Here is a 24,854-nt window from a genome sequence, read left to right as displayed (position 1 = left end):
CAATCTCAAGCCTGCCAGATCCCCTTGCCTGCCAACCGCTCCCGATCATGCGCAAGGTTGAAGTCCTGCAGTGGCCCCTTGGGCACGATCCCGTTCGGGTTGATGGTCTTGTGGCTCATGTAGTAGTGCTTCTGGATATGCTCCATGTCCACTGTACCCGCCACCCCCGGCCACTGATATAGCTCGCGCAGCCAGTTCGACAGGTTGTGGTAATCGCTCAGGCGCCGCAGGTTGCACTTGAAGTGCCCGTGGTACACCGCATCGAAGCGCACCAAGGTAGTGAACAGGCGCACATCGGCCTCGGTCAGGTATTCCCCGGCCAGGTAGCGATTGCGGCCGAGCAAGTCTTCCAGGTGGTCCAGTTCGTTGAACACTTCGTCAAATGCAGCCTCGTAGGCTTCCTGCGTAGTGGCAAAACCTGCGCGATACACGCCGTTGTTCACCGCCGGGTAGATGCGCTCGTTCAGCGCTTCGATGGTCGGGCGCAGCGGCTGTGGGTACAGGTCGAGCGTATTGCCGGTCAGCTCGTTGAACGCGCTGTTGAAGATGCGGATGATCTCCGACGACTCGTTGTTGACAATGCGTTTCTCTTTCTTGTCCCACAGTACCGGTACAGTTACGCGGCCGGTGTAGTGCGGGTCATCCTGGGTGTAGCGCTGGTGCAGGTACTGCAGCGCGTCGAGGTGGTCACCGCTGGAGCCTTGCTGGCGGTCGAAAGTCCAGCCATGGTCCTGCATCAGCCAGCTGACCACTGACACGTCGATCAGTGGCTCCAGGCCCTTGAGGGCACGGAAGATCAGGGTGCGATGTGCCCATGGGCAGGCCAGCGAGACGTACAGGTGGTAGCGGCCAGCTTCGGGAGCGGGTAGCTGATTGCGGCGTTGGGCGTTTTCGCGTTTGAACGTGCCGTCCTTGCCGTTTTCATACCACTGATCATGCCAGCGGCCGTCGATCAAAAGGCCCATGGTGAGCTCCTCGGAACAAAGTTGTTTGTCGTTGGAGCCCAGTCTAGGGGAAATCGTTCGAATAACTAGCGCAAAGAATGCCCCCTTGTTATCTAGTTATTCGATTGGTTCCGTGCGATCCAGTAACCACGTGCGGTGGCGAAAGCCTGCTCACGGTCCTGGCCAAGGCCGCGCAAGGCCAAGGCCATGGTCGCGACCACGGCCATTTCACCGTAGCTGTCCTCGGCCTCGCCGCGCCAGACTACCAGCAATTGCTCGGGCTGCAGGCTTGGCGGCTTCACGTGGCGGCGTTCGCTAAGCGCTGGCCATTCCTCGTCCCAGGCTTCGCCGGCAGTGGTGCCGTACAGGTGGCTGATGACATCGGGGTTGACTTCGATCTCGCCGCCATCACCCTTGATCACCACGGCATGATCGCCTAGCAGGCGGCTGGCCTCGCGGTGCACCGCCTGGTAACCGGGGTGGAAGATGCTCTGCAGGCCGCAACGCGCAGCCAGTGGGTTGAGGACCCGGGCCAGCGAATGGATGGGCGACCGCAGGCCCAGGGTGTTGCGCAGGTCGATCATGCGCTGCAACTGCGGCGCCCAGTCCTGCAGCGGGAAAAAGGCCAGGCGCTGCTGGTCCAGGGCCTGGCTGACGGCAGCCCAGTCACGGCACAGCGGGATGTCCAGCAAGGACAGCAACTGCTCGGTGTACAGGCGCCCGGCGGTGTGCGCACCGCCACCGTGCATCAGGATGCGCACGCCATTGTTGGCCAGGCATTTGGCAGCCAGCAGATACCAGGGCAGATGGCGTTTCTTGCCGGCGTAAGTGGGCCAGTCCAAGTCCACGGCGATACGCGGTGCCTGCAGATGCGCGCGCAGGGCTTCGGTGAAGCCGGCCAGTTCTTCGGCGCTTTCTTCCTTGTGCCGCAGCAGCATGAGGAACGCACCGAGCTGGGTGTCTTCGACCTTGTCTTCCAGCAGCAGCGTCATGGCCACGCGGGCTTCGTCACGGGTCAGGCCGCGCGCGCCGCGCTTTCCTTTGCCAAGAATACGCACGAATTCGGCGAACGGATGTTCGGCTGGTGTTTCAAGGGTAAGCGGGCGAGGTGCTGTCATATGCAATTGGTCGGCTTGGGCAGGCCCGCCAGCTTGGCGGCCAGTTTGGCGGGAGTGCCGTTGAACAGGCGGTTGAGGTGCGGGCTGTTGCCCTTGTCCGGGCCCAGTTTGAGGGCCGTGTACTTGATCAGTGGGCGCGTGGCCGGGGACAGCTGGTATTCCTGGTAGAACTGGCGCAGCAGTTCGAGGATTTCCCAGTGGTCTGCCGTCAGCGGGATGCCCTCGCGTGCGGCCAGGGCCTCGGCGGCGGCATGGGACCAGTCTTGCAGGTCGACCAGGAAGCCGTCCTTGTCCAGGGCGATCGCCTGATCGCCAACGTTGAGGGTATTCATAGCCAGCTGTTGACCTTGTCGTAATGCAGCGACAGTTCGACGAACCCGGCGTAATCCACGGCCTTGGCCAGCTCGTTGCCGACCGCCCGGGCCTGCACGTCCTCTTCCAGGGCGAACAGGCGCTGGGCCAGGCCGGCGGCTTGCAGCTGGCGGTGCGGTTCGCTGCCGCTACGCAAGGCATATACCGCATCGCCACACAGCAGCAGGGCGTCGTCGGTGCCGAGCAGGCGCAGGCAGCTGACCAGGCGCTCGTCGCCAAACGGGGAGTGGGCAATAACATGCAGGGTCGTCATCAGAGCGTTACCACCTGGTCGAAACGGGAGATCAGCGCGGTCAGTGCCGCGTCGTCCAGCACTTGCACCGGCAGCGTCAGGTTGTCGGCTGCCAGGCCGCGGCGAGTGAGGCTGTGACTGCAGGCGAACAGTTCCTCGACACCGAACATTGGCAGCGCCTGCAAGTTGGCGGCCAGGTTCTTCTGTTGCACGGCGGTGGGCTGCTGGTCCGCAGCGAGCTGGAACACGCCGTCATCGAGGAACAGCATGCCCAGCGGCAGATCGAACGCGCCGCCAGCCAGGGCGATGTCCAGTGCCTCACGGGCCGATGGGCCGTTCCACGGCGCCTGGCGGCTGATGATCAACAAGGATTTGGCCATTTCAGTCGCCTCCGAAGCAGACAAGGCGATCGGCAAGTTGCGCCGCCTCGTGCAGTTGGCCAAGCCCCGACAGTTCCCAAGGCTTGGGCAGGTTCACGGCCTGGCGCTGGTAGCGGTTGGCCTCGGCCTCGTCGAGCACGCCACGGCGCAGGGCGGCGGCGATGCACACCACTGCGTCCAGCTGGTTGGCTGCAATGAAGGCGTGCCATTGGCCGGAGACGTCCAGCTCATCCTGGGGGGTGACCACGTTGGCAGAGGCACTGTGTACCCCGTCCTGGTAGAAGAACAGCCGGGCAATCTCATGCCCGCAGGCCAGTACCGCCTCGGCGTAGCGCAGGGCGCGGCGCGAGGAGGGCGCATGGGCCGGGGAGAACACCGCGATAGCGAATTTCATGGATAACTCATGCAAAAGGAATGGTGCCATGATAAAGCAAAAAAGCCCGCGCCCGCTTGTGCATGGCGGGGCGGGCTTTCTGTCCTGAACCAATATCCAGATCTGCGCGACCCCGTGTAGGAGCGGCCTTGCGTCGCGCGGGCTGCAAAGCAGCCCCATGGCCCTAACAGAAGGACGCTAGGCTCAAGCCTGTTCTTTGCTCTCCGGCAAGAACCAGTTCAACACCAGGGCACAGATACCCCCGGTAGCCACGCCCGACTCCAGCACATTGCGAATCGCCGCCGGCATGTGCGCCAGGAACTCCGGCACCTGTGCCACACCCAGGCCGAGGGCCAGGGATACAGCGATGATCAGCAGGGCACGACGGTCCAGGCGAGTGCTGGCCAGGATATTGATCCCCGAAGCCGCAACCGCACCGAACATGACCATGGCCGCACCACCCAGCACCGGTTCTGGCACCGCCTGGATCACCCCGGCAACGCTCGGGAACAGCCCCAGCAGCACCAGCATCACGGCAATCCACATACCGATATGGCGGCTGGCGATACCTGTCAGCTGAATCACGCCATTATTCTGGGCAAAGATCGAGCTCGGGAAGGTATTGAACAAACCGGCCAGCAGCGAGTTGGCTCCGTTGACCAGCACACCGCCCTTGATCCGCTGCATCCACACCGGCCCTTCGACCGGCTGGCGCGACACCTTGCTGGTAGCGGTGACATCGCCGATGGCTTCAAGCGAAGTTACCAGATAGATCACGAGCATCGGGATAAACAATGCCCAGGAAAAGCCCAGGCCGAAGTGCAGCGGCGTCGGCACCTGGAACAGCGCGGCTTCGTGCATGCCGGTGAAATCCAGACGGCCCAGGTAGCCGGCCAGCGCATAGCCGACCGCCAGGGCGATAACGATGGCGCAGCTGCGCATCCACACCACCGGGATGCGGTTTAGGATGACGATGATCGCCAGCACCACGCCCGACAGCAGCAGGTTCTCGCCATTGGCGAAGGTGCCATTGGCCATGGCGCCGAAGCCACCCCCCATACTGATCAGGCCGACCTTGATCAGAGTCAGGCCGATCATCAACACCACGATGCCGGTTACCAGCGGGGTGATCAGGCGTTTGACGAAGGGCAGGATGCGCGACACGCCCATCTCGACGAACGAGCCGGCGATTACCACGCCAAATATGGCTGCCATGACGCCTTCCACCGGCGTACCTTGCTTGACCATCAGCGCTCCGCCGGCAATTAGCGGGCCGACGAAGTTGAAGCTGGTGCCCTGGACGATCAGCAGCCCGGCACCGAACGGCCCGAAGCGTTTGCACTGGATGAAGGTGGCGATACCCGAAATGACCAGCGACATGGAGACGATCAGATTGGTATCACGTGCGGAAACACCCAGCGCCTGGCAAATCAGCAGGCCAGGGGTGACGATCGGGACGATGATCGCCAGCAGGTGCTGCAGGGCAGCCAGCAGGCCGATCAACAGCCTTGGCTTGTCCTCCAGGCCCAGCACCAGTTCATTGGCAGGCGCCGCCGCGCCTAGGCTGTGTTCGTGTGAGCTCATTGCGAAAAGCTGCCCCGGACTAAAAAAGGAGCGCATTCTACGGGGTGATGGCGGATTGGGGTAGAGAAAAGCACGATGGCGGCATGATCGACGACCATTCGCCTTATTATTTGACCTTATGGTCAGTTATTGGGTGCTATCTGCCAATAAACCATCTGTGGGAGCGGGCATGCCCGCGAAGAATGCGACGCGGTGCATGGCACCGGCTTCGCCGGTGTTCGCGGGCTTGCCCGCTCCCACAAAAAAGCCCGCCGAAGCGGGCTTTCTCACGCAGCAATCAATCAGTCATCACGACCCATGATGCCAAACAGCTGCAGCAGGCTGACAAACAGGTTGTAGATCGACACATACAGGCTGATGGTCGCCATGATGTAGTTACGCTCGCCGCCATGAATGATCGCGCTGGTCTGGAACAGGATGCAGACCGACGAGAACAGTACGAAGCCAGCGCTGATCGCCAGTTGCAGGCCGCTGATCTGGAAGAAGAAGCTGGCCACGACAGCACCCAGCAGGACAAAGAAGCCCGCAGTGATGAAGCCGCTGAGGAAGCTCATGTCCTTGCGGGTAATCAGCACATAAGCCGACAGGCCGCCGAACACCAGGGCAGTCATGGCAAATGCCGAGCTGACCACCTCGGCGCCACCGGCCATGCCCAGGTAGCGGTTCAGGATAGGGCCGAGGATAAAGCCCATGAAGCCGGTGAGAGCGAAGGTGGATACCAGGCCCCAGACCGAATCACGCAGTTTGTTGGTAAGGAAGAACAGCCCGTAGAAGCCGATCAATACCACGAACACGTTCGGGTAGCCGACGCGCATCTGCTGGGCCACGAAGGCCATGACACCGCTGAAGGCGAGGGTGAGCGCCAGCAGGCTGTACGTGTTGCGCAGGACCTTGCTGATCTCCTGCTGCTCGACCTGCTGGCCGTGGTGTACGGCGTAATCCTGTTCGCGCATGGCGACACTCCTTGGTAAACCTGTGGTTTCAAACGTTCAGATGCTAGGAGTCTATCAGAGCTCCCGCAACCCGCGACACAGAGAGTTTGACAGCTTGTTTCATTAAGGTATTATGGCGCCCGCAAAACGAGCTGGAAGCGTGGCCGAGTGGTTTAAGGCAACGGTCTTGAAAACCGTCGATGGGCAACTATCCTAGAGTTCGAATCTCTACGCTTCCGCCACATTCAAAGCCCTGAATATTCAGGGCTTTTTGCGTTTTTGGGGCATAGGAAACCATCGATGGGAATGGTTTGTTTCGGCGCTTCCGATACTTCCTGCTTGGTCGGTTTCGCCAAGGCTCCAACTTACCTGGCTTCATCCCATTCTTACAGGCACGAAAAAGCCCGCCAAGGCGGGCTCCTCGCTTGCTACTGAGCGCTAGCCGCAGCCTCTCAAGCCAAATTGCATTACTGACAACTGCGCGGAAATCTGATCCCTAGGTTGGACCCAAACCTTGTCTCCCACCGTTTCCATACGGTAGCTAATGGAAATAACGCTGTCGTTCCTCCCGGTAATGTAAAGAACGGCGGATCCCTTCATGCCAAGCAGTCCGTCAGTATCAAGGGCGACCGAGTCGATTCTGGCCACGGACCTGCAAGTGGCATTCATCTGCCCAAGATTGGTGACGATTTGTGCGCCCAGCTGGCGGACCAGGTCCTCCCCAGTCTTTTCAAAGTCTGCGTGCCTCTTCCATTCGACAGCTGCATAGCCGGAACCCACGAGCAGAATGATAAAAACACCAAGCTTTTTGATACGTGACACGGGTGATCCCGATAGATGTAATGTGGCTACGAAATGCGGGGCAAATCAGACTAGATAGGCGTTCCACGCCAGCAGCATCCAGACCTGGAGGTTACGTCCAGGCGGATAAGCCGATCCTTGTGCCCAGTGTTCTACGAGATTTCGAAAATGCTCCACATCAGTGGCCTGCAGGCGTTTGATGCAGGCGTGGTCATCCTAGTAGAAGAGGTAGATCCCGTCACCTGCAAGAGCTCGGACGTTGATGTTCACGATCCGTGGCGCAGCGCGCAGGTGGGTAATATTCTGCAGAGATTGCGTAAAGCTTGAACTCTGCACTGTATCTGTGGGAGCGGCATCCAGCCGCGAACACCAGCGCGGCCGGAGCCATACACCGCTTTCCACTCTTAGCGGGCATGCCCGCTCCCGCAGGTTTTATTGCAGGGTCACTGGCTTCATGTCATCCGGTAATTGACGAATAGCTGCCTCTATCCGCTCGATCGGTGCGGCGAGTTCGTCCGCTTCCGTGTCCTTGCCCTCCCTTCTCAGGCGATCGCGCTCAATGCGCAGGTTAAGCAAATTCTTCTGCAGCTTCAGGGCCGAGGTATTGAACGGATCCATGCTTTTCTCATGCTGTAGGCTTCCGTGCCGTTGTAGGAAAACTGGACCGTAGCAGCTCGAATTTGCTGGAGAAACTGATGTTTCATACAGGCAAAGCTCACTGCTTCGATTCTTCCTACATTGCGAGGTAAAAAGATCCTACAGGTCGCATTTCAAATCGTGTATTTCAAATCCGCCTCGACACCACGTGGTAACTGGCCGCAATCGGTTTTCGACTATGCAGGCCCTCGACGCGGCTCAACCCAGGGCCTGCCGTTCTTTTCGAAACCTTATGTAGCAATTGCCGCCGGCAAGCTACAGGTGGTCCGCATCCACCACCGCCTGGGTGAACGCCTGCGGCGCTTCCTGCGGCAGGTTGTGGCCGATACCGCCGCTGATCAGCCGGTACTCGTACTTGCCGGTAAAGCGCTGCGCATAGGCTTCGGCCGGCGGATGCGGGGCGCCGTTGGCGTCGCCTTCCAGGGTGATGGTCGGTACTCCGATACTGGGGAAGTTGGCCAGTTTGGCTTCGAGCGGGTCGTAGCGCGTTTCGCCCTGGGCCAGCCCCAGCCGCCAACGGTAGTTGTGCACGGTGATCGCCACCTGGTCGGGATTGTCCAGGGCCTTGGCGCTGCGCTCGAAGGTGGCGTCGTCGAAGGACCACTTGGGCGAGGCGGTTTGCCAGATCAGTTTGGCGAAGGCATGGCGGTTCTTTTCATAACCGGCCTGGCCGCGCGCGGTGGCGAAGTAGTACTGGTACCACCACTGCAACTCGGCACCAGGGGGCAGGGGGGCCTTGGCGGCTTCCTGGCTGCTGATCAGGTAGCCGCTGACGGATACCAGCGCCTTTACCCGCTCTGGCCATAGCGCCGAGACAATGTCGGCGGAGCGTGCGCCCCAGTCGAAGCCGGCAAGCACGGCACGCTGGACATGCAGCGCGTCCATGAAGGCGATCACGTCGCTGGCCAACGCCGAGGGCTGGGCATTGCGTGGGGTTGCCGCAGACAGGAAGCGGGTCTGCCCGTAACCACGTACATAGGGCACCAGCACCCGGTAGCCTTTTGCCGCCAGGGCGGGTGCAACTTGTTCGAAGCTGTGAATGTCATACGGCCAGCCATGCAGCAGGATCACCACCGGGCCATCGGTCGGGCCTTGCTCTACGTAGGCCACATCGAGCACGCCAGCGTTGACGTGTTTCAGCGGGCCAAAAGCATCCGCCGTTGTGGCGGCTGGCTGGGGCTGCTGTGGTGCAGCCGTGGCCATGTTTGCCGCCATCAGGCCAAGCGGCAGCAGGGCACAGGCGAGCAGCGTACGGCTGAAGCGGTGTGGCAGGGCGGTGGTCGAGTGGCGGACAGGCATCGGGCATCTCCTTGGCGAAACCATCGGGGAAGATTGATGGGTGCCAGTAAAGGTGACGGCTGTATCGCAGATGTGTCCGTTGCACCTGCATGAAACGTTCTTGTGTATCACATCTCACTTTACATACATGAAGATACAAATGCCGTACGGCAGAGAGTTTTGCTGCTTCTGCTACGATCGCCAGCTTTCCCGGCCATGGAGAGGCCCATGCATTACGTCGTGATTGAACCTCATCGCAGTGAATACCCGCGGCCCATCCGCTTCGCCAAGGGCACCTTGCTGGACATTGGCCCGCGTTACGAGGGCGAGGCAGGGTGGCAGGACTGGTACCTCTGTACCTGCACCGGCCAGGAACCCGGCTGGGTTCCAGCCCAATTGATCGAGCGGCTCAGCGTCTGCCAGGGCAGGGCGCTGGACCACTATTCGGCGCATGAGCTGGATGTCGACCCGGGGCAGTTGGTGCAGATGGTGCGCCAGCTCAATGGCTGGGTCTGGTGTCGGCGCCATGGCGATGACGAGCTTGGCTGGTTGCCAGAGCAAAAGCTTCAGCGGCTGACCTGAAGTGCCCCATCGGTCAGCACCTGCTCCGTGCACAGGATGCGCGCGTAATCCATAGCCAGGTTGCTCAACGACAACGCATGTACATCCTCCGCGGGCCAAAGCCGTCCTTGCAGGTCGTGCTGGTCAAAGGTAAAGCAGGCATCTTCAACCACCACCACATCGAAACCGAGATTGCCCGCCGAGCGTGCGCTGGCTTCCACGGAGTTGTTGGTAATCACCCCGGCGATGACCAGTGCTTTGATGCTGCGCGCGTGCAGCCATCGCTCCAGGCCGGAGTTGGCGAAGGCATCGGGTACATGTTTGTCGAACACTGTCTCGTTGGCCAGCGGGGTAAATGCGGGCTGGAATTCGCAGCCGGACTGGCCCGGCCAGAACACTGAGTCCACCGACCGGGAGAGGTGGCGCACATGGACCACCGGGCGTCCGGACTGACGCCATGCCGCCAGCAGTTCGCCCATGCGCAGTTCTGCCTCGGGGTTGTTGCGCCGGCCCAGGCGCGGGTGATGGATGCCAACCTGAAGGTCGATCAGCAACAGCGCTGCGTTGGTGGTTAAAGCGGTCACGACGAGATAGCACTCCTTGGCAGGTTCGAGCGATTGCCTTTGGCACAGCGTAGCGTGGATAACCGTAAAAAAAAATTGCAGCAACGCCCTGCCAGTCCATGCCACTGGGCGGTGCCGTGGCCGGGTTGGTGGGGATCGCAGCGCGCCAGTCTTCACATCTGATCCGCTTTTTTTCCACAAACCTGAATCTGTAACGGTATCAGCGCTGGCCCGACAATAAGCCCATTCCCGTATCACACTTGTAGAGGTTCCAATGGGCAAGCTCGCGCTATTCCTGGGTGGTTTTCTGCTGCTGACCATTCTGATCGGTATTCTTGGCACCATTCCGCCAAGCTGACGTTCACCACCCACATCCCTCGCGGCCTGCCTGTCCTCCGGGCGGGCCCTTTCCTCTTTCTTGTTGGCCGATTCACCCTACCCGTTTGTACGATAAGTCGTTCTTTGCACTAGGAAAACTGTCCACAAAAAACGTGGGTAGGTCTGTGGATAAAGTGCTGCAAGCCAAGCCTGTGGCGGGCTCTGTTAAATTGAGCAGAATTTGAACAGTGATTTCAGAGGGTGTTTCAGCAGGCCAGGCCGGCGCGGCGCAGGGCCGTCAGCAGGTCGCGTACCCGTGCCGGCAGTTCGCCGGCTGGGTACACAGCGTGCATTTGCGGGTTCTGGCCGTTGCTTGAGGTCAGGCGGTACTGCGGGCATACCCGCACCAGTCGCCCGGCCTTGACTTGTGCTTCGCCGACCCAGGCGGCCAGGCGGGCGATGCCGGCGCCGGCCAGGGTGCTGTGATACACCGCGTTGCCAGAGTCCAGGCGCAGCCTGGGCCTGGGGCGCAGGCTGGTAATCTGGCCGTCGCGGCAGAAGTGCCAGGCCTTGAGGATGCGCGGGGCAGTGTGCAGGATCAGCGCGTGGCCTTCGAGGTCCTGCGGGTGTTGTGGTGTGCCGGCCAGGGCCAGGTATTCAGGGCTCGCATACAGGTGGCGCCGGTAATCCCACAGCGGGTAGCCGATCAGTTCGCTCGACTGTGGGAATGCACCGCGAACCACGAAATCGAATTTGCCTTGCAACGGGTCCAAGGCCCCGTCGCTGTACTGCACATCCAGGGTTACCTGGGGGTGGCAGCGGGAAAACTCGGCAAGTACCTGCGGCAGAACATGTTCACCCAGTACCTGCGGCACGGCGAAGCGGATCCAGCCTTGTGCGCTGCCGCTGAGCGCGGCCAGGTCTTCGGCGGCATCACGTTGCACATCCAGCAAGCGTTCAGCGTGTGGCAGCAGGCGCTCGCCGGCTTCGGTCAGGGTCACGGCATTGGCGTTGCGGTTGAGCAGTTTGTTCCCGGCGTTGTCTTCCAGGGTTTGTACCGCGCGGGTTACCGCGCTGGGGGAGCGCCCCAGGGCGCGGGCGGCGGCGACAAAGCTACGCTTGTGCGCCACGCTGACGAACGCCTGAATTTCCCGCAACATGTCCAAAGCCATTGCCTGCTCCTTATTGCAGTTTTCGCAATACGGCATTTCAACACAAGCGCGGCGCTTTGATTAGCCTTGCAGGCGTCTTCACTGCCTGGAACCGCGTCATGATGGATATCGCTGTGCTTTCCGTGTTCGCTTTCGCCGCTGGGTTGATCGACGCCGCCGTGGGTGGCGGTGGTTTGATCCAGATCCCCGCCTTGTTCAACGTACTGCCCACCGCGCAACCTGCGGCATTGCTCGGTAGCAACAAGCTGGCGTCGGTGTGTGGCACGGCCTTCGCTGCGCGTTCATTCATCCGCAGGGTGACGCTGGACTGGGGGTTGATCGTGCCGGCGGCGCTCAGTGCCTTCATCATGTCGTTCGCTGGTGCCGCCACAGTGTCGCTGGTGCCGCCCAGCGTGATGCGCCCGGCGGTGCTGGTGCTGATCGTGCTGATGGCCATCTACACATTTTGCAAGAAGGACTTCGGCACACTGCACAAACCCGCAAGTATCGGCCGCAAGGAGCAGTGCCTGGCGCTACTGATCGGTGGCGCGATCGGTTTTTACGATGGCCTGTTCGGCCCGGGCACTGGCAGCTTCCTGATCTTCCTGTTCATCCGCTTCTTTGCGTTGGATTTCCTGCACGCCTCGGCGTCGGCAAAGGTGGTGAACATCGCCACAAACCTGGCGGCACTGGTGTTCTTCGTGCCATCAGGCAACGTGCTGTACGCCATCGCCTTGCCCATGGCGCTGTGCAACATCCTCGGTGCGCTGACTGGTACCTGGCTGGCAGTGCGCAAGGGCGCGGGCTTTGTGCGCGGGCTGTTCCTGGTGCTGTTGTGCGTGCTGATCGCCAAGTTGACGTGGGACTTGCTGGCCGCCTAGATCACATCACCTGGCGTTGCAGTTCAGCCTGCTCGACACGGTTGCGGCCATGGGCCTTTGCCCGGTACAGCGCCTGGTCGGCGCGCGCCAGCAGTTCGTCGAGGGTGGGGGCCGGCATGTCGGCGGCGCAGCCGGCCAGGCCGATGCTGACAGTAATCCGCAGGTGCTGCTCGGCTTGCATCACATGCAGGTCCTGCACGGCGCGACGCAGGCGTTCGGCAGTGAACCTGGCCCGGTCTGGCGCCATGCCCGGGAGTACAACGACAAATTCCTCGCCGCCCAGGCGGGCGATCAGTTCGCCATCGTGTAACTGGTCCTGCAGGGTGGCGGCGAACTGGCGCAGCACCTGGTCACCGACCGCATGGCCGTGGGCATCATTGATCGACTTGAAGTGGTCGATATCCAGCATCATCAGGGTCAGCGGCAGCGCCTGGGCGTGTTGCTGGCGGCTTTCCAGCAGCGTGTTTGCGCGGCGGGTGAAAGCACTGCGGGTGAGCACGCCGGTGAGGTGGTCGATGGTGGCCTGATGCGCCAGGCGGGCCATAAGGCTGCGGTTGGCCTGGCTGACGCAGGCCACCACCAGCGGCCCGAGCACCAGCATGGCGATGCCCAGGCGCGCCGACAGCAGCGTGGTCACCCCGGGCTCGCTTTGCGGAACGCTGAAATGCATGAGGTTTTGCGCCACCGCCACGATCAGCGTGCTGCCGGCGGTGAGTGTCAGCAGCGAGACCAGGAACGGCGAGTACGTCCAGGCACACCACAGCAGCGCGGCAATCGGGAAGGCAATGGCCCCGGGGCCACCGAAGGCAATGCTGAACGCCAGCGAGGCCAGCAGCACCAACAACGGCGCCAGGCGGATGGCCTGGGCACCACCGCGTACCAGGGCGCGTGCCGAGGGAGCCGTCAGCAGCACTGGCAGCACCAGCACGCTGGTGGAAAATTGTTCACTGAACCAGGCCAGCCAGGTGGCGCGCAGGGACTGTTCGAACCACGGCGTGGCCATTACCGCCGCCATGCTGGCCGCCACTATCGCCGCGGCGGCACAGGCACCGAACACGCTCAGCACGCCGTGGGGGGTACGCATGCGCCGGTGCAAGCGCGGCAAACGCGAGAGCAGTAGCCAGAGGGTGACCACCACGCCCAGGTTGCACAGGTTGAACCACAGGGCCGGTAACCAGGCGCTGCCACACAACAAGTCGGCGCCGACCATGGCCAGCCAGACCAGGGTAAAGCCTGTCGGCGTGGCTTGGCGGGGGTAGCGCAGCAGCACGCCGGCCAGTACCGCATTGACCGGCCAGAACAGCGACAGAGATTCGATCGGGCGGGCCAAGATGCCGCCCAGCGTCAGGGCGAAGGTCAGGCCAATTAGAACGACGTAGTGCAACAAGCGCGAATGGGCTGGAAAAACCATGGGCTCGACCGGCAAAGCGGAAACGAAATCCAGGACAACGGCTTGAAGCACCTGGGGCGACTGCGCATAAGTGTGTTTCGTCAAGGGACTTGATGTCAATCTGCCGCGATCGGTCGAGATAATGCCAAATTGCCTTCATTCGAGACGGGTCACCTCACAGCCCGAAGAACCACGGCACCATCAACACGGTCACCAGCATCACCAGTACGGTGAACGGCACGCCAACTTTGACGAAATCGGCGAAGCGGTATTGCCCTGGGCCCAATACCAGGGTGTTCACCGGCGATGACACCGGGGTCATGAACGCCGCCGAGGCGGCCAGCGCTACGGTCATGGCAAACGGGTAGGGTGACATGCCCAGCTGCGTGGCGGTGCTGACAGCCACGGGTGCCATCAATACTGCAGTGGCCGTGTTGGAGATGAACAGGCCGATCACCGCCGTGACTGCGAACAGGCAGGCAAGGATGGCGCTGGGGCCGGCACCGCCCAGCACGCTGACCAGGCCGCCCACTGCCAGGTCGATGCCACCGGTCTTCTGCAGTGCCTGTGCAAAAGGCAGCATACCGACGATCAGCACCAGGCTTTGCCAGTGGATGGCCCGGTAGGCGCTGTTCATGTCGATGCAGCGGCCTGCGCCCATCAGCAGGCAGCCGATCAGCGCGGCAATCACATTGGGTACCGCGCCGCTGACCATCAGCCCGACCATCACCGCCAGGCTCAGCAACGCCTGTGGTGCGCGGGTGCGGGCCGGCGCGACCAAGTCTATTTCCGCAGGCAGGCTCAGGACCAGGAAGTCCTTGGGCTTGCTTTGCAACTGGCGCACGGCTTTCCACGGGCCAACTACCAGCAGGGTGTCGCCCAGGCGCAGCTTTTCCTCTACCAGCTGTTCTTCGATCGCCACCTGCTCGCGGCGCAAGCCGACCACGTTGAGGTCGAAGCGAGTGCGGAAGGCCAGGTCGAGGATACTCTTGCCGAGCAGTTTCGAACCTGGTGGCAGCATGACCTCGGCCATGCCCAGCTCCTGGGACTGGTCGATGAAGTAGGCGGCCTTGAAGTGCAGCGGCTCCAGTTGCATGGTCTGGCACAGGCTGCGCAGGTCGTCGCGGTTGGCGAACAGGTCGAGCAGCAGTACATCGCCCTGGTGCAGCACGGTGCTGGAGTCGGCGGCGATCACCCTCGTGGTGAACTTGTGCTGGCGCTCGATGCCGATCACGTTGGCGCCATGTCGGGTGCGCAGCTCCAGCTCACCCAGGGTATGACCGATCAGCGGCGAGTGGGGACGGATGCGCAGGCGCCGTTCACGGCCGTTGAGCTTGTAGTCCAGCACCAGGTCCAACAGGGTGCGGCGGCTTTCCACACGGCCGTCCTTGCGCACTTCGCCATTCAGCCAGTGTCGGGTCAACAGCATGTAGCCGATGCCCAGCACCAGCACCACCAGGCCGAACGGGGTGAAACTGAAGAAGCTGAAGCCCACTTCGCCATGGCGCACCAGCTCGCTGTGCACCACCACGTTGGGCGGTGTGGCCACCAGGCTGAGCATGCCGCTGATCAGGCCGGCGAAAGCCAGCGGCATCATCAGGCGGGCGGGCGAAAGCTGCAGGCGTGCGGCGATGCTCAGCACCACCGGAATGAAAATGGCCACCACGCCGGTGGAGCTCATCATTGACCCCAGCCCCGCCACGGCCACCATCAGCAGCACCAGCAGGCGCGTCTCGCTGTTGCCGGCCCGCTCGCTCATCCATTCGCCGATACGGTAGGCAATGCCGGTGCGCACCAGGCCTTCACCGATCACGAACAGGGCGGCGATCAACACCACATTGGGATCACTGAAACCGGCCAGCGCCTGCTCCACGGTGAGGATGCCCGATAGCGGCAGGGCGAGGATCACCAGCAGCGCGACCACGTCCATGCGTGGGCGGTTGACGACGAACAGGGTGATGACGATGGCCAGCAGGCCGAGGACCCAGAGCAGCTCTTGGTTCATGGGGAGGGGGTGTTCCTTCACACGGGGGCACGATAGACAGTAGCAGCCAGTGTGCCGGATTGTGCTGAAGGAGGTGTTGATGTGCTGCAAGAAAAGGGGCTGCACAGCAGCCCCGGAGTCACCCGATCAGTGACGGTGGCGGTGACGGTGCTTGCCATTGTTGTCGCCCAGGTGGTTGCCGATGGCACCACCGGCTGCGCCACCCAGGCCGGCACCCACGGTGGAGCCGGTCCTGCCGCCTACCGCGCCGCCCAGCAGCGAACCGCCGGCCGAACCCAGGCCACCGCCGATGGCTGCTTCGGTACGGTTGCCCTTGCGTGCACCTACCGCACTGCCGGCTGCGCCGCCGAGGCCGGCGCCGATGGCCGCCCCCGTCTTGCCGCCGATCTGTTGACCGACAACGTTACCCAGAACACCACCCAGGCCACCGCCAATGGCGGCGGTACCGTCACCGGCGAAAGCGCCCTGGCACAGCAGCAGGCCGAGGGCAAGGGAAGGCAGAGTCAGACGCATGATACGAACCTCAAAGGAATCATCAGGTTAAGGTGCCGCGCAACGGGCGGCTGGCCAGGGTTGAAAAAGACGCTTCAGCGGTAATAGCGGTCACCACGATAGCGACGATAGTCATCATCATCGTCGTCACGGTCATGCCGATGGTGGTGGCGATGGTCACGATCACGGTCACGCCAGCCATCGTCGTCGTCATGATAGCGATGGCTATGGCACCCTGCGGTCAGCAGGACAACGGCAATCAGCGAAAGGCTTGCAAGACGGGTCATCACGATATAGGTCCTTGATCCGCAAAGGTTTACGGCACACCTTCTGAGACTGGAAAGGATCCATTTGGTTTCGCTGGCAGGCAAAAATTTGTCGTGCCAGCGATGAGCGGCGGGCAGAGTTTGGAATCAGTGGGTTGGCTGAATCGCCAGAACCACGCCGTTGGTGATCTGCACCAGCACGTAGCGCCCCCCCATGTTTACCCAGTGGCTTTCCTTTTCCGGTGCGGGCAGGCCCTTGGCTTTCCAGTCCTTGATTGCCTGGTCATCCCGTTTGTATTGGTCCGGTGCCTTGTCGCCGACCTTGAGTTCGCGGTTGTGGGTTTCTGGCGCGGTGATGCTTTCTTCGCTGGAGGGAGCTGCGGTAGCAGCGAGAGGCAGGCAGGTAAGGGCGGCGAACAGCAGGTAGTGCAATTTCATGACGATCTCCTTGTGACGGAATGCCTTATCTGCGACAGCCTCCTGCGCGCGACAATTCACTCTCGATGCTTGCCAGTGCTAGAGTCGCCTTCTTTTTTACCCTGAGGATGGAACATGCGTGCGATTCTGCCGATGGCCGTGGCGCTGATGCTGGTCGGTTGTGCTTCTGCGACCATGGAAACGGCCCGCGGCGGCAAGCCGACCGCGCAGCTCGACTCGCACAAGGCGCCGGAACTGGTGGCCCAGTGCATCCAGTTCAGCTGGCAGGAAGAGAAGGTGTTCGGAGACGACGCCAGTGGTTATCTGGAACCACGCAAGCAGGGGGGCTTCACGGTGTATACCCGTGAGGCGGAGGCATTCGTGGATGTGTACCCGCAGGCGGGTGGGGCGCGGGTGGATTACTACGCGCAGAAGAACGACGGTGTGGCCCTGCAGCGCCGGGCGGCGGCGGCGACCTGCCTGTAACGTCAAAACACATTCCCCTGTGGGAGCGGGTTCACCCGCGAATGCGTCGGTACATTCAACACCGCATTCGCGGGTAAACCCGCTCCCACAGTGAACGCACCAGCTTTACAATTTTTAGCAATGCAGTCCTGTCGCAGGGAGATTGGTGGGGGCTAGCATGAGCCCCCACGAATCAAGGAAGACACCATGGACCGCTCATTGCAACTCAACCGCGCCAGCTGGGATGAACGTGCCCCGCTGCACGCTGCTTCCAACGACTACGAAGTCGAACGGCTCGTCCAGCATCCCGAGCGCCTTTCCGAAACCGTACGCTTCGACCTGCCATTGCTCGGCAATATCGACGGGCTCAACGTCGTCCACCTGCAGTGCCATATCGGCACCGATACCCTCTCGCTGGCGCGCCTTGGCGCCAAGGTCTGTGGCCTGGACTATTCCGCGGCTTCGCTGGCCGAGGCGCGTGCGTTGGCCCAGCGCTGTGCGGCACCCATCGCGTATGTCGAGTCCGATGTCTACGCCGCCGACAAGGTGCTGCCGGCTGACACGTTCGACCTGGTCTACACCGGCATTGGCGCGCTCTGCTGGCTGCCTCGCATCGAGCCGTGGGCGCGTACGGTCGCAGCCCTGCTGAAGCCCGGCGGGCGGTTGTTCCTGCGCGACGGGCACCCGATGCTGATGGCGGTCAACGAAGACCACCAGGACCGCCTGCAACTCGAATACCCGTATTTCGAGCACGAAGAACCGACGGTGTGGCACAACGACCAGACCTACGTCGAAACCGAGCAGCGCCTTTCCCACACCGAAACCCATGAGTGGAACCACGGCCTGGGCGAGGTTATCAGCGCCTTGCTGGCCCACGGCCTGCAGCTGACCGCCCTGGTCGAGCACCAGAGCATCCCCTGGGAGGCGCTGCCGGGGCAGATGGTCAAGGGCGATGACGGTGAATATCGCCTGCGCGAGCAGCCCGCACGCCTGCCCCTGAGCTACACCCTGGTGGCAGTAAAAGTCTGATCAGGACAGGTAGCCACCGTCGACATTGAGCGCGGTACCGGTGGTGTAGCTGGAAGCATCGCTGGCCAGGTACAACACGGCACCGGCCATTTCCTTGGGGTCGGCCACGCGCTTGAGCGGGATATGCTGCAGCGCGGCATTGAGAATGGCGTCGTTCTTCACCAGTGCCGAAGCGAACTTGGTGTCGGTCAGGCCCGGCAGCAGGGCGTTGCAGCGAATACCGAACGGCGCGCACTCCTTGGCGAAGACCTTGGTCATGTTGATGACCGCCGCCTTGGTCACCGAATAGATGCCCTGGAACAGGCCGGGCGAAACCCCGTTGATCGACGCCACGTTGATGATGCTGCCGCCACCTTGTTCGCGCATCAGCTTGCCGGCCTCGACTGACATGAAGAAGTAGCCACGGATGTTCACGTCCACGGTCTTCTGGAAAGCACCCGGGTCGGTATCCAGCACGTTGCAGAACTGTGGGTTGGTAGCTGCATTGTTGACCAGGATGTCGAGCCGCCCGAACTGTTCGCGGATGCCGGCAAACACATGCTGGATCTGCTCCAGTTCACCAATGTGGCAAGCCACTGCCGTTGCCTTGCCGCCGGCGGCGATGATGGCTTCGGCCACCTGCTGGCAACCGTCGAGCTTGCGGCTGGACACGATCACGTGGGCGCCTTGCTGGGCCAACAGGTGGGCGATGGCTTCGCCGATGCCACGGCTGGCGCCGGAAACGAAGGCAATCTTGCCGTCGAGGTCGAACAGGTGGGTCTTGGACATGTTTTTTTCCTTGTTATCCGTCGTCGAGGTCGGGGCTCAGAGGCTGGACTTGGCAATGACCTGCAAGGTCATCTGTTCCAGCAAGCGGTTCATGTGGATGAACTGGGCGAAGCGCTTGTCCTGGGTCTGGCCGTGGTAATAGCGGTAGTAGATCTGCTGGACGATGCCGGCCAGGCGGAACAGGCCATAGCAATAGTAGTAATCGAAGTTGTCCAGGCGGATGCCGGCGCGCTCGGCGTAGTAATCGACGAACTGGCGGCGGGTGAGCATGCCCGGCGCGTTGCTCGGCTGGCGACGCATCAGCTGCACCGGCGCCGGGTCGTCGGCCTCGATCCAGTAGGCCAGGCTGTTGCCCAGGTCCATCAGCGGGTCGCCGAGGGTGGCCATTTCCCAGTCCAGCACACCGATGATGCGCATGGGGTTGCCGGCATCGAGGATCACATTGTCGAAACGGTAGTCGTTGTGCACGATGCCGGGCCGCGGGTGGTCGGCGGGCATTTTCTCGTGCAGCCAGGCGGTCACCTGTTCCCAGCGCGGGGCGTCGGGGGTCAGGGCCTTTTCATAGCGGCTGGTCCAGCCCTCGATCTGGCGCTGCACATAGCCTTCCGGTTTGCCCAGGTCGGCCAGGCCGCAGGCGTTGTAGTCCACCTGGTGCAGTTCCACCAGCCGGTCGATGAAGCTCTTGCACAGGGCTTCGGTGCGGTTGGCGTCAAGGTCCAGTTCGGCTGGGATGTCGGAGCGCAGGATGATGCCCTTGACCCGCTCCATCACATAGAACTCGCCGCCGATAAGGCTGCTGTCGGTGCAATGCACATAGGCCTTGGGGCAGTAGGGGAAGCCGCTGTTCAGTTGGTTCAGGATGCGAAACTCGCGGCCCATGTCATGGGCCGACTTGGCCTTCTGCCCGAACGGCGGACGGCGCAGCACGAAGTCGCGGCCTGGGTAGCTGACCAGGTAGGTGAGGTTGGAGGCGCCGCCAGGGAACTGGCTGATGCTCGGCAGGCCATCCAGGCCGGGGATATTGGCCTTGAGGTAAGGGTCGATGACAGCCGCGTCGAGTTCTTCGCCGGGGCGTACCTGGGTGGACTGGTCGGTGAGCGTCATGCGTTTTCCTTATTCTCGATCGCAAGGACTATTGGCTAATCTAATGGTCGGCCGGTGATGGGACAAGCGTGCCAGATGGCATATAGGTGAGGGTGTTGCTGCCTGATCAACTGCCTTGATAAGGCGACTGGCTTGCCGGCATAGGGCCCGAACAGGCGGGCAAAAAAAAACCGAAGCCGGTCAGGCTTCGGTTTTTCGATCATCCGCTATTTCCAGCCCTCAGGACGGGAACAGCTCGCTGAGCTTCATCGACAGCATCATGTCACCTTCGACGCGCAGCTTGCCGCCCATGAATGCCTGCATGCCATCGGTTTCGCCGCTGACGATACCCTTCAGGGTTTCGCTGTCCATCACCAGGGTGCAGTTGGCATCCGGGTTTTCGCCTTCCTGCAGGTCGCAGGTGCCATCCTTCACGATCAGTGCGTAGTGCTTGCCTTCGTCGGTGATGTTGAAGCCGAACACCAGGTCCAGGCCGGCGGCAGCGGATGGGTTGAACTTCTCTTGCATCTTTTTAACGGCATCAGCTACGGAGGTCATGGCGCATTCCTTATAGAGTGATTTACACGTCCCCGCAGGGACACAACAAGCCGGGCTCATCGATAGGTGACAAGCTCCGGCGCCCTCAACAGCTGCACATGGGCCTGGCTGTTGAAGGAGGCCAGTGCCACGTCGCGGCCGCGGAACTTCAGCTGGCTGAGCGACGTGTTGATGATCTGCCAGTTCAGCGCGAACGCCTGGCCGGGGGTAATACGGGTAACCAGGTGGAGCAGGGCGGCAATGGTGCCGCCCGAGGTGAAGATGGCGATATTGTCGCCGCTACCGGCGGCATCCAGTACACGCTGCAGGCCGCCTTGCACCCGAGCGGTGAACGCCTGCCAGGTCTCCAGGCCATCGTCGGCATGTTCGCCATCGTGCCAGCGCTGCACCATCAGTGCGAAAAGGCGCTGGAACTCGCTGCGGTGCTGCGCGCCATTGCGCAGGATGTGCAGGGCGTCGGGCTCCTGCGGCAGCAGCCCTGGTAACAGCGCACGGATCACCCCATCGGCATCGAACTCATTGAATGCTGTATCGGTCTCAACAGCCGGCACCGGGCAGCCATTGGCGCGCAACGCTTCCAGGGCCAGGCGCGCGGTATCCTGCTGTCGGCGCAGATCGCCTGCCACGCAGCGGTCCAGCCGCAAACCGAGCTGGGCCAGGTGCTCACCCAGGGCCTGGCTCTGGCGCACGCCCACGGGCGAGAGGACATCGTAGTCATCGGCGCCGAAGGAGGCTTGGCCATGTCGTATCAGGTAGAGATTGCCCACGAAAGGTTCCGGCCTGTTGGAGGTTGCTGCGAGGTTAGGATGCGGCACACGGGCTGTCAACGAAAAAACATACAAGCGTTTGAAAAGGTTGTTTGAAAGGTGTTGCCAGCGTTTGCCACGGCTGGCAGCACCTCAGGCGCAACGGTATGCTTGCTACAGTTACGCGCCGTAGTGGCGCATGTCTTTAAGGAGTCAATGTGGAGTTTCTTGCTGAATACGCAAGCTTTCTCGCCAAAACCGCCACCCTGGTCATCGCCATCCTGATAGTGCTGTCGGCTATCGCCGGGCTGCGCGGCAAGGGGCGGCGCAAATCGGGTGGGCAATTGCAGGTCACTCGCCTGAACGAGTTCTACAAGGACCTGCGCGAGCGCCTGGAATCCGGCCTGCTCGACAAGGCCCAGCTCAAGGCCTTGCGCAAGCAGCAGGCCAAGGCGGAAAAGCGGCAGAAGAAGGGCAAGGCCGAGGAAAAGGGCCGGGTCTTCGTGCTGGACTTCGATGGCGACATCAAAGCTTCTGCCACCGAAAGCCTGCGCAACGAAATCACCGCGCTGCTGACCCTCGCCACCCCGCGTGACGAAGTTGTGCTGCGCCTGGAAAGCGGTGGCGGCCTGGTGCACAGCTACGGCCTGGCCGCATCGCAGCTGGCGCGCATTCGTCAGGCCGGCATCCCGTTGACCGTGTGCATCGACAAGGTGGCCGCCAGCGGCGGCTACATGATGGCCTGCATCGGCGAGAAGATCGTCAGCGCACCGTTCGCCGTACTGGGTTCCATCGGCGTGGTGGCGCAACTGCCCAACGTGAACCGCCTGCTGAAGAAGCACGACATCGATTTCGAAGTGCTGACCGCCGGTGAATACAAGCGCACCCTGACGGTGTTCGGCGAGAACACCGAGAAGGGCCGGGAGAAGTTCCAGGAAGACCTGGACATCACCCACCAGCTGTTCAAGGACTTCGTTGCCCGCTATCGCCCGCAGCTGCATATCGACGAAGTGGCCACCGGCGAAGTCTGGCTGGGCGTTGCGGCACTCAACCGCAAGCTGGTGGACGAGCTGCAGACCAGCGACGAGTACCTCAGCGAACGCGCGCGCAACGCCAACCTGTTCCATTTGCACTACGCCGAACGCAAGAGCCTGCAGGAGCGAATCGGCATGGCTGCCAGTGGCACCGTGGAGAACACAGTGGTGGGCTTGTGGAGTAAACTCGGCCGCCTGCGCTAACACCTTGAACCCGTTGAAATTTTTTTTCGTTCAGGGGGTTGCAAGGTTAAAGGAATGAAGACATAATGGCGCCCATCGAAACGCAGCAAACTTTGAAAAAGGTTCAGCGTTTCAAGGAGATAGCGAAGCGCAAGCTGCTAGATCCGACCTTTGAGGCCGAGTAGCAAAGTGGTTATGCTCCGGATTGCAAATCCGTCTACGCCGGTTCGATTCCGACCTCGGCCTCCACCATTCGAAAGCCCCGCAGATTGACGTCTGCGGGGTTTTTCTTTGTGGGTAAAAAAATCCAAGTGTTTCGAAATAAAAGGCATGGAGTTCCGAAACTTAAACCTTTCGAGCGCTTGGCGATAGCGCCGACGCGGCGGTAAAGGCGCTCGGTGATTCCCTCTTTCGAGTGTCCCAGCAGCACGCTCGCATCGCTCAGATCGTGAGTTTCAGAGGATTTGTTCGCGCTCAAGCAATCGGCTGCCTATGACCGGCTGATGCAGATGGTGGACGACATAAATGTGCGCTGGGGAGGGGGACAATGCGAGCCGCCATCGTGCCGGCGACACCGGACTGGGGATGGGGAGGGAAACGATGAGCCAATCCTATGCAACGCGGATCAATCAACGTGGACCGTCAAATGTTAAGCCTGCCATCGGCCTGTCTGGCCAAACTCAATGATCAGCCCGCTCTGATAGCCGATCCGGATGGCCGAGCCGGGATGCTTACCGAGCTCGCGATTTCCGCACCGACGCGGGGACGTTGATGCGGGGCAGTTGGCCGACATGCTGGAGTTTGCCGAGGCGGCTAGGCTGTGGCCGCTGATTGAGGATGAAGGGGCAGCTTGAGCCGCTCGATGCTCCCAGCGGCTAGGGAGCGTTAGTTGCCGGTCGTGAATGGCTGATTTCGACCCAGAGCGAACATCTGTAGCCGGGGCCGCTTCGCGACCATCGCCGGCAAGCGCGGCTCCCACAGGTACAGCGCATGCCTGAAGGCTGGTGATGTTCCTGTGGGAGCTGGCTTGCCGGCGATGAGGCCTGCACTGACAAAAGAGCTCTGGATCAGTGTTCGCTCCGGGTCGAAAGCTGCCTTACGTGACAGGCCGCTATCGACCCATAGCGGCCGCTCAGCAGTGGGCAGACGTCCATTCAACATCGCTAGGCTTTGGCAGTATTCCTTTGGCAGCAACTGACTTTGAGCCTTTTATCAAACGGTTCCCTGTTCTCAACAAGGTCGCGTATAGCGTTTGCGGTATTCCGCAGGGGTAACGCCCATATGACGGACGAAAGCTCGGCGCAATGTGTCTGCGTTAGCAAATCCACACATGGCAGCTACCTGCTTAGGCGCGTCATTTCCAGCCTCCAGCCGTTCGCGAGCAGCATTCACCCTCGTCTGTTCCACCCACGCTGCCGGCGTCATGCCCACATCATTTCGAAAGATCCGGGCGAAATGCCTAGGGCTTACGCCCATACGCTCTGCCAGATTCGCAACCCCATGATCCAGAGCCGGATTGGCAGCGACATACCGCTGCAACGCCTGTAGAGCAGAGCGCCCTGTGGGTGAGGTAGATCCTTGGCGACTGAACTGCATCTGCCCACCGGTTCTTTTGAAGTACATGACCAGGTGGCCTGCTACGTCCTTCGCAATCTCATCGCCCAAATCCTCCTGTACCAACGTAAGCGCAAGGTCCAGCCCAGCCGTTACACCCGCAGCTGTCCTCAAGTTTCCATCATGAACCTGGATGGCATCCGCCTCCACGGTGACTTGGGGGTATCTCTCAGAGAGAGGCTGCGCCACAGCCCAGTGGGTAGTGACCCGGCGGCCATCAAGTAACCCCGCAGCTGCAAGCGCAAATGCGCCAGTGCACACAGAACCGAAGCGCCTGCTCATCGGAGCACGCTGACGGAGCCAATCCAGAATCCCTGATCGAAGGTACTGATCGGCGGCTTGAGGGGTTCCGGCTATCAGCAAGGTATCAATTGCATCAATCTCCTCTCCGATCCAAGCATCAGGAATTAACCGGGTCCCCGAAGAGCTCACCAACGGTCCAGGTTCACAAGCGAGCAGAAGCAATCGATAGGCTTGATACCCAGCTTGCCGGTTGGCTTCCGCGAAGACGTCCAACGGGCCGCAAGCGTCGAGAAGCTGAACCCCTGGCATGCCCAGGATGGCGAGAGTTATTTGGGGGCGAGGCATGACGGCTCCTAAAAGCGTGGGCAGGGCGCCCAGGTCCGATACCGGCTGACAATGGCAGAATATGACGTAAC

At 61.6% G+C, this 24,854-nt stretch carries 28 protein-coding genes, 2 tRNA genes and 2 pseudogenes; 8 read left to right on the top strand and 24 right to left on the bottom strand.

The genetic code is table 11. From position 1 onward, the window contains the following. Positions 1 to 5: 5 nt before the first annotated feature. The 8 genes from IRZ77_RS01215 to IRZ77_RS01180 form a co-directional block, all read right to left on the bottom strand. Positions 6 to 965 (bottom strand): glutathione S-transferase family protein, encoded by a 960-nt coding sequence (locus IRZ77_RS01215; RefSeq protein WP_135001415.1) that lies wholly within the window; start codon positions 963 to 965, stop codon positions 6 to 8. Between the two features lie 92 nt (positions 966 to 1,057). Next, a complete protein-coding gene (locus IRZ77_RS01210) occupies positions 1,058 to 2,062 on the bottom strand; it encodes a glycosyl transferase family protein (protein WP_196172709.1) in 1,005 nt (334 codons plus the stop codon). Beyond that, positions 2,059 to 2,394 (bottom strand): TusE/DsrC/DsvC family sulfur relay protein, encoded by a 336-nt coding sequence (locus IRZ77_RS01205; RefSeq protein ID WP_025339766.1) that lies wholly within the window; start codon positions 2,392 to 2,394, stop codon positions 2,059 to 2,061. Before IRZ77_RS01205 ends, IRZ77_RS01210 begins: the two co-directional genes overlap by 4 nt. After that, complete coding sequence (tusB, locus tag IRZ77_RS01200; protein ID WP_108481325.1) at positions 2,391 to 2,687, bottom strand: sulfurtransferase complex subunit TusB; 297 nt, start codon at positions 2,685 to 2,687, stop codon at positions 2,391 to 2,393. The genes IRZ77_RS01205 and tusB overlap by 4 nt, the downstream gene beginning before the upstream one ends. Then, the gene (tusC, locus tag IRZ77_RS01195; RefSeq protein WP_085599353.1) at positions 2,687 to 3,046 is read right to left on the bottom strand and encodes a sulfurtransferase complex subunit TusC; all 360 of its coding nucleotides are present in this window, start codon (positions 3,044 to 3,046) and stop codon (positions 2,687 to 2,689) included. Before tusC ends, tusB begins: the two co-directional genes overlap by 1 nt. 1 nt (position 3,047) lies before the next feature. Then, a complete protein-coding gene (gene tusD / locus IRZ77_RS01190) occupies positions 3,048 to 3,440 on the bottom strand; it encodes a sulfurtransferase complex subunit TusD (RefSeq protein WP_196172707.1) in 393 nt (130 codons plus the stop codon). Positions 3,441 to 3,623: 183 nt separating this feature from the next. After that, the gene (locus tag IRZ77_RS01185) at positions 3,624 to 5,003 is read right to left on the bottom strand and encodes a nucleobase:cation symporter-2 family protein (RefSeq protein ID WP_196172705.1); all 1,380 of its coding nucleotides are present in this window, start codon (positions 5,001 to 5,003) and stop codon (positions 3,624 to 3,626) included. A gap of 281 nt (positions 5,004 to 5,284) precedes the next feature. Beyond that, a complete protein-coding gene (locus IRZ77_RS01180) occupies positions 5,285 to 5,956 on the bottom strand; it encodes a Bax inhibitor-1/YccA family protein (RefSeq protein ID WP_046614862.1) in 672 nt (223 codons plus the stop codon). A gap of 133 nt (positions 5,957 to 6,089) precedes the next feature. On the opposite strand from IRZ77_RS01180, the gene IRZ77_RS01175 reads away from it, so the two are divergent. After that, positions 6,090 to 6,177, top strand: a tRNA-Ser gene (locus IRZ77_RS01175). Positions 6,178 to 6,373: 196 nt separating this feature from the next. Here IRZ77_RS01175 and IRZ77_RS01170 read toward each other — a convergent pair. From IRZ77_RS01170 to IRZ77_RS01160, 3 genes are all read right to left on the bottom strand, one after another. Continuing rightward, a complete protein-coding gene (locus IRZ77_RS01170) occupies positions 6,374 to 6,757 on the bottom strand; it encodes a hypothetical protein (protein WP_196172704.1) in 384 nt (127 codons plus the stop codon). Between the two features lie 411 nt (positions 6,758 to 7,168). Beyond that, positions 7,169 to 7,354 carry a hypothetical protein gene (locus tag IRZ77_RS01165; RefSeq protein ID WP_085599347.1) on the bottom strand — a complete coding sequence of 62 codons (186 nt, stop codon included), beginning with the start codon at positions 7,352 to 7,354 and terminating at the stop codon, positions 7,169 to 7,171. A gap of 294 nt (positions 7,355 to 7,648) precedes the next feature. After that, the gene (locus tag IRZ77_RS01160; protein ID WP_196172702.1) at positions 7,649 to 8,692 is read right to left on the bottom strand and encodes an alpha/beta fold hydrolase; all 1,044 of its coding nucleotides are present in this window, start codon (positions 8,690 to 8,692) and stop codon (positions 7,649 to 7,651) included. Between the two features lie 207 nt (positions 8,693 to 8,899). Between IRZ77_RS01160 and IRZ77_RS01155 the strand changes: the two genes are divergently transcribed. After that, positions 8,900 to 9,253, top strand: a complete 354-nt coding sequence (locus IRZ77_RS01155; RefSeq protein WP_135001328.1) for an SH3 domain-containing protein — start codon at positions 8,900 to 8,902, stop codon at positions 9,251 to 9,253. Here IRZ77_RS01155 and IRZ77_RS01150 read toward each other — a convergent pair. Both IRZ77_RS01150 and IRZ77_RS01145 read right to left on the bottom strand, forming a co-directional pair. Continuing rightward, positions 9,238 to 9,816: a cysteine hydrolase family protein gene (locus IRZ77_RS01150; RefSeq protein WP_108481321.1), complete on the bottom strand. Its 579-nt coding sequence runs from the start codon at positions 9,814 to 9,816 to the stop codon at positions 9,238 to 9,240. The genes IRZ77_RS01155 and IRZ77_RS01150 overlap by 16 nt on opposite strands. A 563-nt stretch (positions 9,817 to 10,379) precedes the next feature. Next, positions 10,380 to 11,285, bottom strand: a complete 906-nt coding sequence (locus tag IRZ77_RS01145) for a LysR family transcriptional regulator (RefSeq protein WP_196172700.1) — start codon at positions 11,283 to 11,285, stop codon at positions 10,380 to 10,382. 98 nt (positions 11,286 to 11,383) lie between these two features. Here IRZ77_RS01145 and IRZ77_RS01140 point away from each other — a divergent pair, with 98 nt between their 5' ends. Beyond that, positions 11,384 to 12,145 carry a sulfite exporter TauE/SafE family protein gene (locus IRZ77_RS01140; RefSeq protein ID WP_108481319.1) on the top strand — a complete coding sequence of 254 codons (762 nt, stop codon included), beginning with the start codon at positions 11,384 to 11,386 and terminating at the stop codon, positions 12,143 to 12,145. Between the two features lies 1 nt (position 12,146). Here IRZ77_RS01140 and IRZ77_RS01135 read toward each other — a convergent pair whose 3' ends face one another. The 5 genes from IRZ77_RS01135 to IRZ77_RS01115 all read right to left on the bottom strand — a co-directional run bounded on the left by IRZ77_RS01135 (position 12,147) and on the right by IRZ77_RS01115 (position 16,736). Continuing rightward, positions 12,147 to 13,571: a GGDEF domain-containing protein gene (locus tag IRZ77_RS01135; protein ID WP_196172744.1), complete on the bottom strand. Its 1,425-nt coding sequence runs from the start codon at positions 13,569 to 13,571 to the stop codon at positions 12,147 to 12,149. A gap of 139 nt (positions 13,572 to 13,710) precedes the next feature. Continuing rightward, the gene (locus tag IRZ77_RS01130) at positions 13,711 to 15,540 is read right to left on the bottom strand and encodes an SLC13 family permease (protein ID WP_196172697.1); all 1,830 of its coding nucleotides are present in this window, start codon (positions 15,538 to 15,540) and stop codon (positions 13,711 to 13,713) included. A 126-nt stretch (positions 15,541 to 15,666) separates the two neighbouring features. Further along, positions 15,667 to 16,053, bottom strand: coding sequence for a glycine zipper domain-containing protein (locus tag IRZ77_RS01125; RefSeq protein WP_046614872.1), 387 nt, complete (start codon positions 16,051 to 16,053; stop codon positions 15,667 to 15,669). Positions 16,054 to 16,127: 74 nt separating this feature from the next. Continuing rightward, positions 16,128 to 16,319, bottom strand: coding sequence for a hypothetical protein (locus IRZ77_RS01120; protein WP_003257401.1), 192 nt, complete (start codon positions 16,317 to 16,319; stop codon positions 16,128 to 16,130). 126 nt (positions 16,320 to 16,445) lie between these two features. Beyond that, positions 16,446 to 16,736, bottom strand: coding sequence for an RcnB family protein (locus tag IRZ77_RS01115; protein WP_046614874.1), 291 nt, complete (start codon positions 16,734 to 16,736; stop codon positions 16,446 to 16,448). Between the two features lie 114 nt (positions 16,737 to 16,850). On the opposite strand from IRZ77_RS01115, the gene IRZ77_RS01110 reads away from it, so the two are divergent. Together IRZ77_RS01110 and IRZ77_RS01105 are read left to right on the top strand one after the other, a co-directional pair. Next, complete coding sequence (locus IRZ77_RS01110; protein ID WP_085599328.1) at positions 16,851 to 17,201, top strand: hypothetical protein; 351 nt, start codon at positions 16,851 to 16,853, stop codon at positions 17,199 to 17,201. A 186-nt stretch (positions 17,202 to 17,387) separates the two neighbouring features. Continuing rightward, on the top strand, positions 17,388 to 18,209 hold the full coding sequence (locus IRZ77_RS01105) for a class I SAM-dependent methyltransferase (protein WP_046614876.1): 822 nt from the start codon (positions 17,388 to 17,390) through the stop codon (positions 18,207 to 18,209). On the opposite strand, the gene IRZ77_RS01100 is transcribed toward IRZ77_RS01105, so the two are convergent. The 4 genes from IRZ77_RS01100 to IRZ77_RS01085 form a co-directional block, all read right to left on the bottom strand. Then, positions 18,210 to 18,977, bottom strand: a complete 768-nt coding sequence (locus IRZ77_RS01100; protein WP_046614877.1) for an SDR family oxidoreductase — start codon at positions 18,975 to 18,977, stop codon at positions 18,210 to 18,212. Between the two features lie 36 nt (positions 18,978 to 19,013). Beyond that, positions 19,014 to 20,081, bottom strand: coding sequence for a phosphotransferase family protein (locus IRZ77_RS01095; protein ID WP_046614878.1), 1,068 nt, complete (start codon positions 20,079 to 20,081; stop codon positions 19,014 to 19,016). 219 nt (positions 20,082 to 20,300) lie between these two features. Continuing rightward, positions 20,301 to 20,618 (bottom strand): SCP2 sterol-binding domain-containing protein, encoded by a 318-nt coding sequence (locus IRZ77_RS01090; RefSeq protein ID WP_046614879.1) that lies wholly within the window; start codon positions 20,616 to 20,618, stop codon positions 20,301 to 20,303. Positions 20,619 to 20,674: 56 nt separating this feature from the next. Continuing rightward, entirely contained in the window at positions 20,675 to 21,385 is a 711-nt protein-coding gene (locus IRZ77_RS01085) for a histidine phosphatase family protein (protein WP_046614880.1), read from the bottom strand. 197 nt (positions 21,386 to 21,582) lie between these two features. Between IRZ77_RS01085 and sohB the strand changes: the two genes are divergently transcribed. Together sohB and IRZ77_RS01075 are read left to right on the top strand one after the other, a co-directional pair. After that, entirely contained in the window at positions 21,583 to 22,602 is a 1,020-nt protein-coding gene (sohB, locus tag IRZ77_RS01080; protein ID WP_023662815.1) for a protease SohB, read from the top strand. 154 nt (positions 22,603 to 22,756) lie between these two features. After that, positions 22,757 to 22,830 (top strand) — tRNA-Cys (locus tag IRZ77_RS01075). A 103-nt stretch (positions 22,831 to 22,933) separates the two neighbouring features. On the opposite strand, the pseudogene IRZ77_RS01070 reads toward IRZ77_RS01075, so the two are convergent. Next, a pseudogene (locus IRZ77_RS01070) lies at positions 22,934 to 23,044 on the bottom strand (integrase); the annotation flags it as partial. On the opposite strand from IRZ77_RS01070, the pseudogene IRZ77_RS27140 reads away from it, so the two are divergent. After that, positions 23,037 to 23,234 (top strand): annotated as a pseudogene (locus IRZ77_RS27140) (DUF4113 domain-containing protein); the annotation flags it as partial. The pseudogenes IRZ77_RS01070 and IRZ77_RS27140 overlap by 8 nt on opposite strands. 577 nt (positions 23,235 to 23,811) lie before the next feature. On the opposite strand, the gene IRZ77_RS01065 reads toward IRZ77_RS27140, so the two are convergent. Further along, positions 23,812 to 24,747 carry a GlxA family transcriptional regulator gene (locus IRZ77_RS01065; protein ID WP_230386289.1) on the bottom strand — a complete coding sequence of 312 codons (936 nt, stop codon included), beginning with the start codon at positions 24,745 to 24,747 and terminating at the stop codon, positions 23,812 to 23,814. Positions 24,748 to 24,854 lie beyond the last annotated feature (107 nt).

Origin of the sequence: Pseudomonas pudica, assembly GCF_015680405.1 — a bacterium.
Taxonomy (GTDB): domain Bacteria; phylum Pseudomonadota; class Gammaproteobacteria; order Pseudomonadales; family Pseudomonadaceae; genus Aquipseudomonas; species Aquipseudomonas pudica.
The sequence above is the reverse complement of the archived record's forward strand: the minus strand, read 5'-3'. Positions and strand labels throughout refer to the sequence as shown.

Bases quoted from the DNA above. Each gene is read 5' to 3' on its own strand.
- IRZ77_RS01100 (WP_046614877.1), bottom strand. From the start codon at position 18,977: ATGTCCAAGACCCACCTGTTCGACCTCGACGGCAAGATTGCCTTCGTT.
- IRZ77_RS01130 (WP_196172697.1), bottom strand. From the start codon at position 15,540: ATGAACCAAGAGCTGCTCTGGGTCCTCGGCCTGCTGGCCATCGTCATC.
- IRZ77_RS01090 (WP_046614879.1), bottom strand. From the start codon at position 20,618: ATGACCTCCGTAGCTGATGCCGTTAAAAAGATGCAAGAGAAGTTCAAC.
- IRZ77_RS01205 (WP_025339766.1), bottom strand. From the start codon at position 2,394: ATGAATACCCTCAACGTTGGCGATCAGGCGATCGCCCTGGACAAGGAC.
- tusD (WP_196172707.1), bottom strand. From the start codon at position 3,440: ATGAAATTCGCTATCGCGGTGTTCTCCCCGGCCCATGCGCCCTCCTCG.
- IRZ77_RS01120 (WP_003257401.1), bottom strand. From the start codon at position 16,319: ATGACCCGTCTTGCAAGCCTTTCGCTGATTGCCGTTGTCCTGCTGACC.
- IRZ77_RS01065 (WP_230386289.1), bottom strand. From the start codon at position 24,747: ATGCCAGGGGTTCAGCTTCTCGACGCTTGCGGCCCGTTGGACGTCTTC.
- IRZ77_RS01095 (WP_046614878.1), bottom strand. From the start codon at position 20,081: ATGACGCTCACCGACCAGTCCACCCAGGTACGCCCCGGCGAAGAACTC.
- IRZ77_RS01105 (WP_046614876.1), top strand. From the start codon at position 17,388: ATGGACCGCTCATTGCAACTCAACCGCGCCAGCTGGGATGAACGTGCC.
- IRZ77_RS01215 (WP_135001415.1), bottom strand. From the start codon at position 965: ATGGGCCTTTTGATCGACGGCCGCTGGCATGATCAGTGGTATGAAAAC.
- IRZ77_RS01180 (WP_046614862.1), bottom strand. From the start codon at position 5,956: ATGCGCGAACAGGATTACGCCGTACACCACGGCCAGCAGGTCGAGCAG.
- IRZ77_RS01155 (WP_135001328.1), top strand. From the start codon at position 8,900: ATGCATTACGTCGTGATTGAACCTCATCGCAGTGAATACCCGCGGCCC.
- IRZ77_RS01160 (WP_196172702.1), bottom strand. From the start codon at position 8,692: ATGCCTGTCCGCCACTCGACCACCGCCCTGCCACACCGCTTCAGCCGT.
- IRZ77_RS01115 (WP_046614874.1), bottom strand. From the start codon at position 16,736: ATGAAATTGCACTACCTGCTGTTCGCCGCCCTTACCTGCCTGCCTCTC.
- IRZ77_RS01125 (WP_046614872.1), bottom strand. From the start codon at position 16,053: ATGCGTCTGACTCTGCCTTCCCTTGCCCTCGGCCTGCTGCTGTGCCAG.
- IRZ77_RS01145 (WP_196172700.1), bottom strand. From the start codon at position 11,285: ATGGCTTTGGACATGTTGCGGGAAATTCAGGCGTTCGTCAGCGTGGCG.
- IRZ77_RS01210 (WP_196172709.1), bottom strand. From the start codon at position 2,062: ATGACAGCACCTCGCCCGCTTACCCTTGAAACACCAGCCGAACATCCG.
- tusC (WP_085599353.1), bottom strand. From the start codon at position 3,046: ATGGCCAAATCCTTGTTGATCATCAGCCGCCAGGCGCCGTGGAACGGC.
- IRZ77_RS01185 (WP_196172705.1), bottom strand. From the start codon at position 5,003: ATGAGCTCACACGAACACAGCCTAGGCGCGGCGGCGCCTGCCAATGAA.
- tusB (WP_108481325.1), bottom strand. From the start codon at position 2,687: ATGACGACCCTGCATGTTATTGCCCACTCCCCGTTTGGCGACGAGCGC.
- IRZ77_RS01110 (WP_085599328.1), top strand. From the start codon at position 16,851: ATGCGTGCGATTCTGCCGATGGCCGTGGCGCTGATGCTGGTCGGTTGT.
- IRZ77_RS01165 (WP_085599347.1), bottom strand. From the start codon at position 7,354: ATGGATCCGTTCAATACCTCGGCCCTGAAGCTGCAGAAGAATTTGCTT.
- IRZ77_RS01140 (WP_108481319.1), top strand. From the start codon at position 11,384: ATGATGGATATCGCTGTGCTTTCCGTGTTCGCTTTCGCCGCTGGGTTG.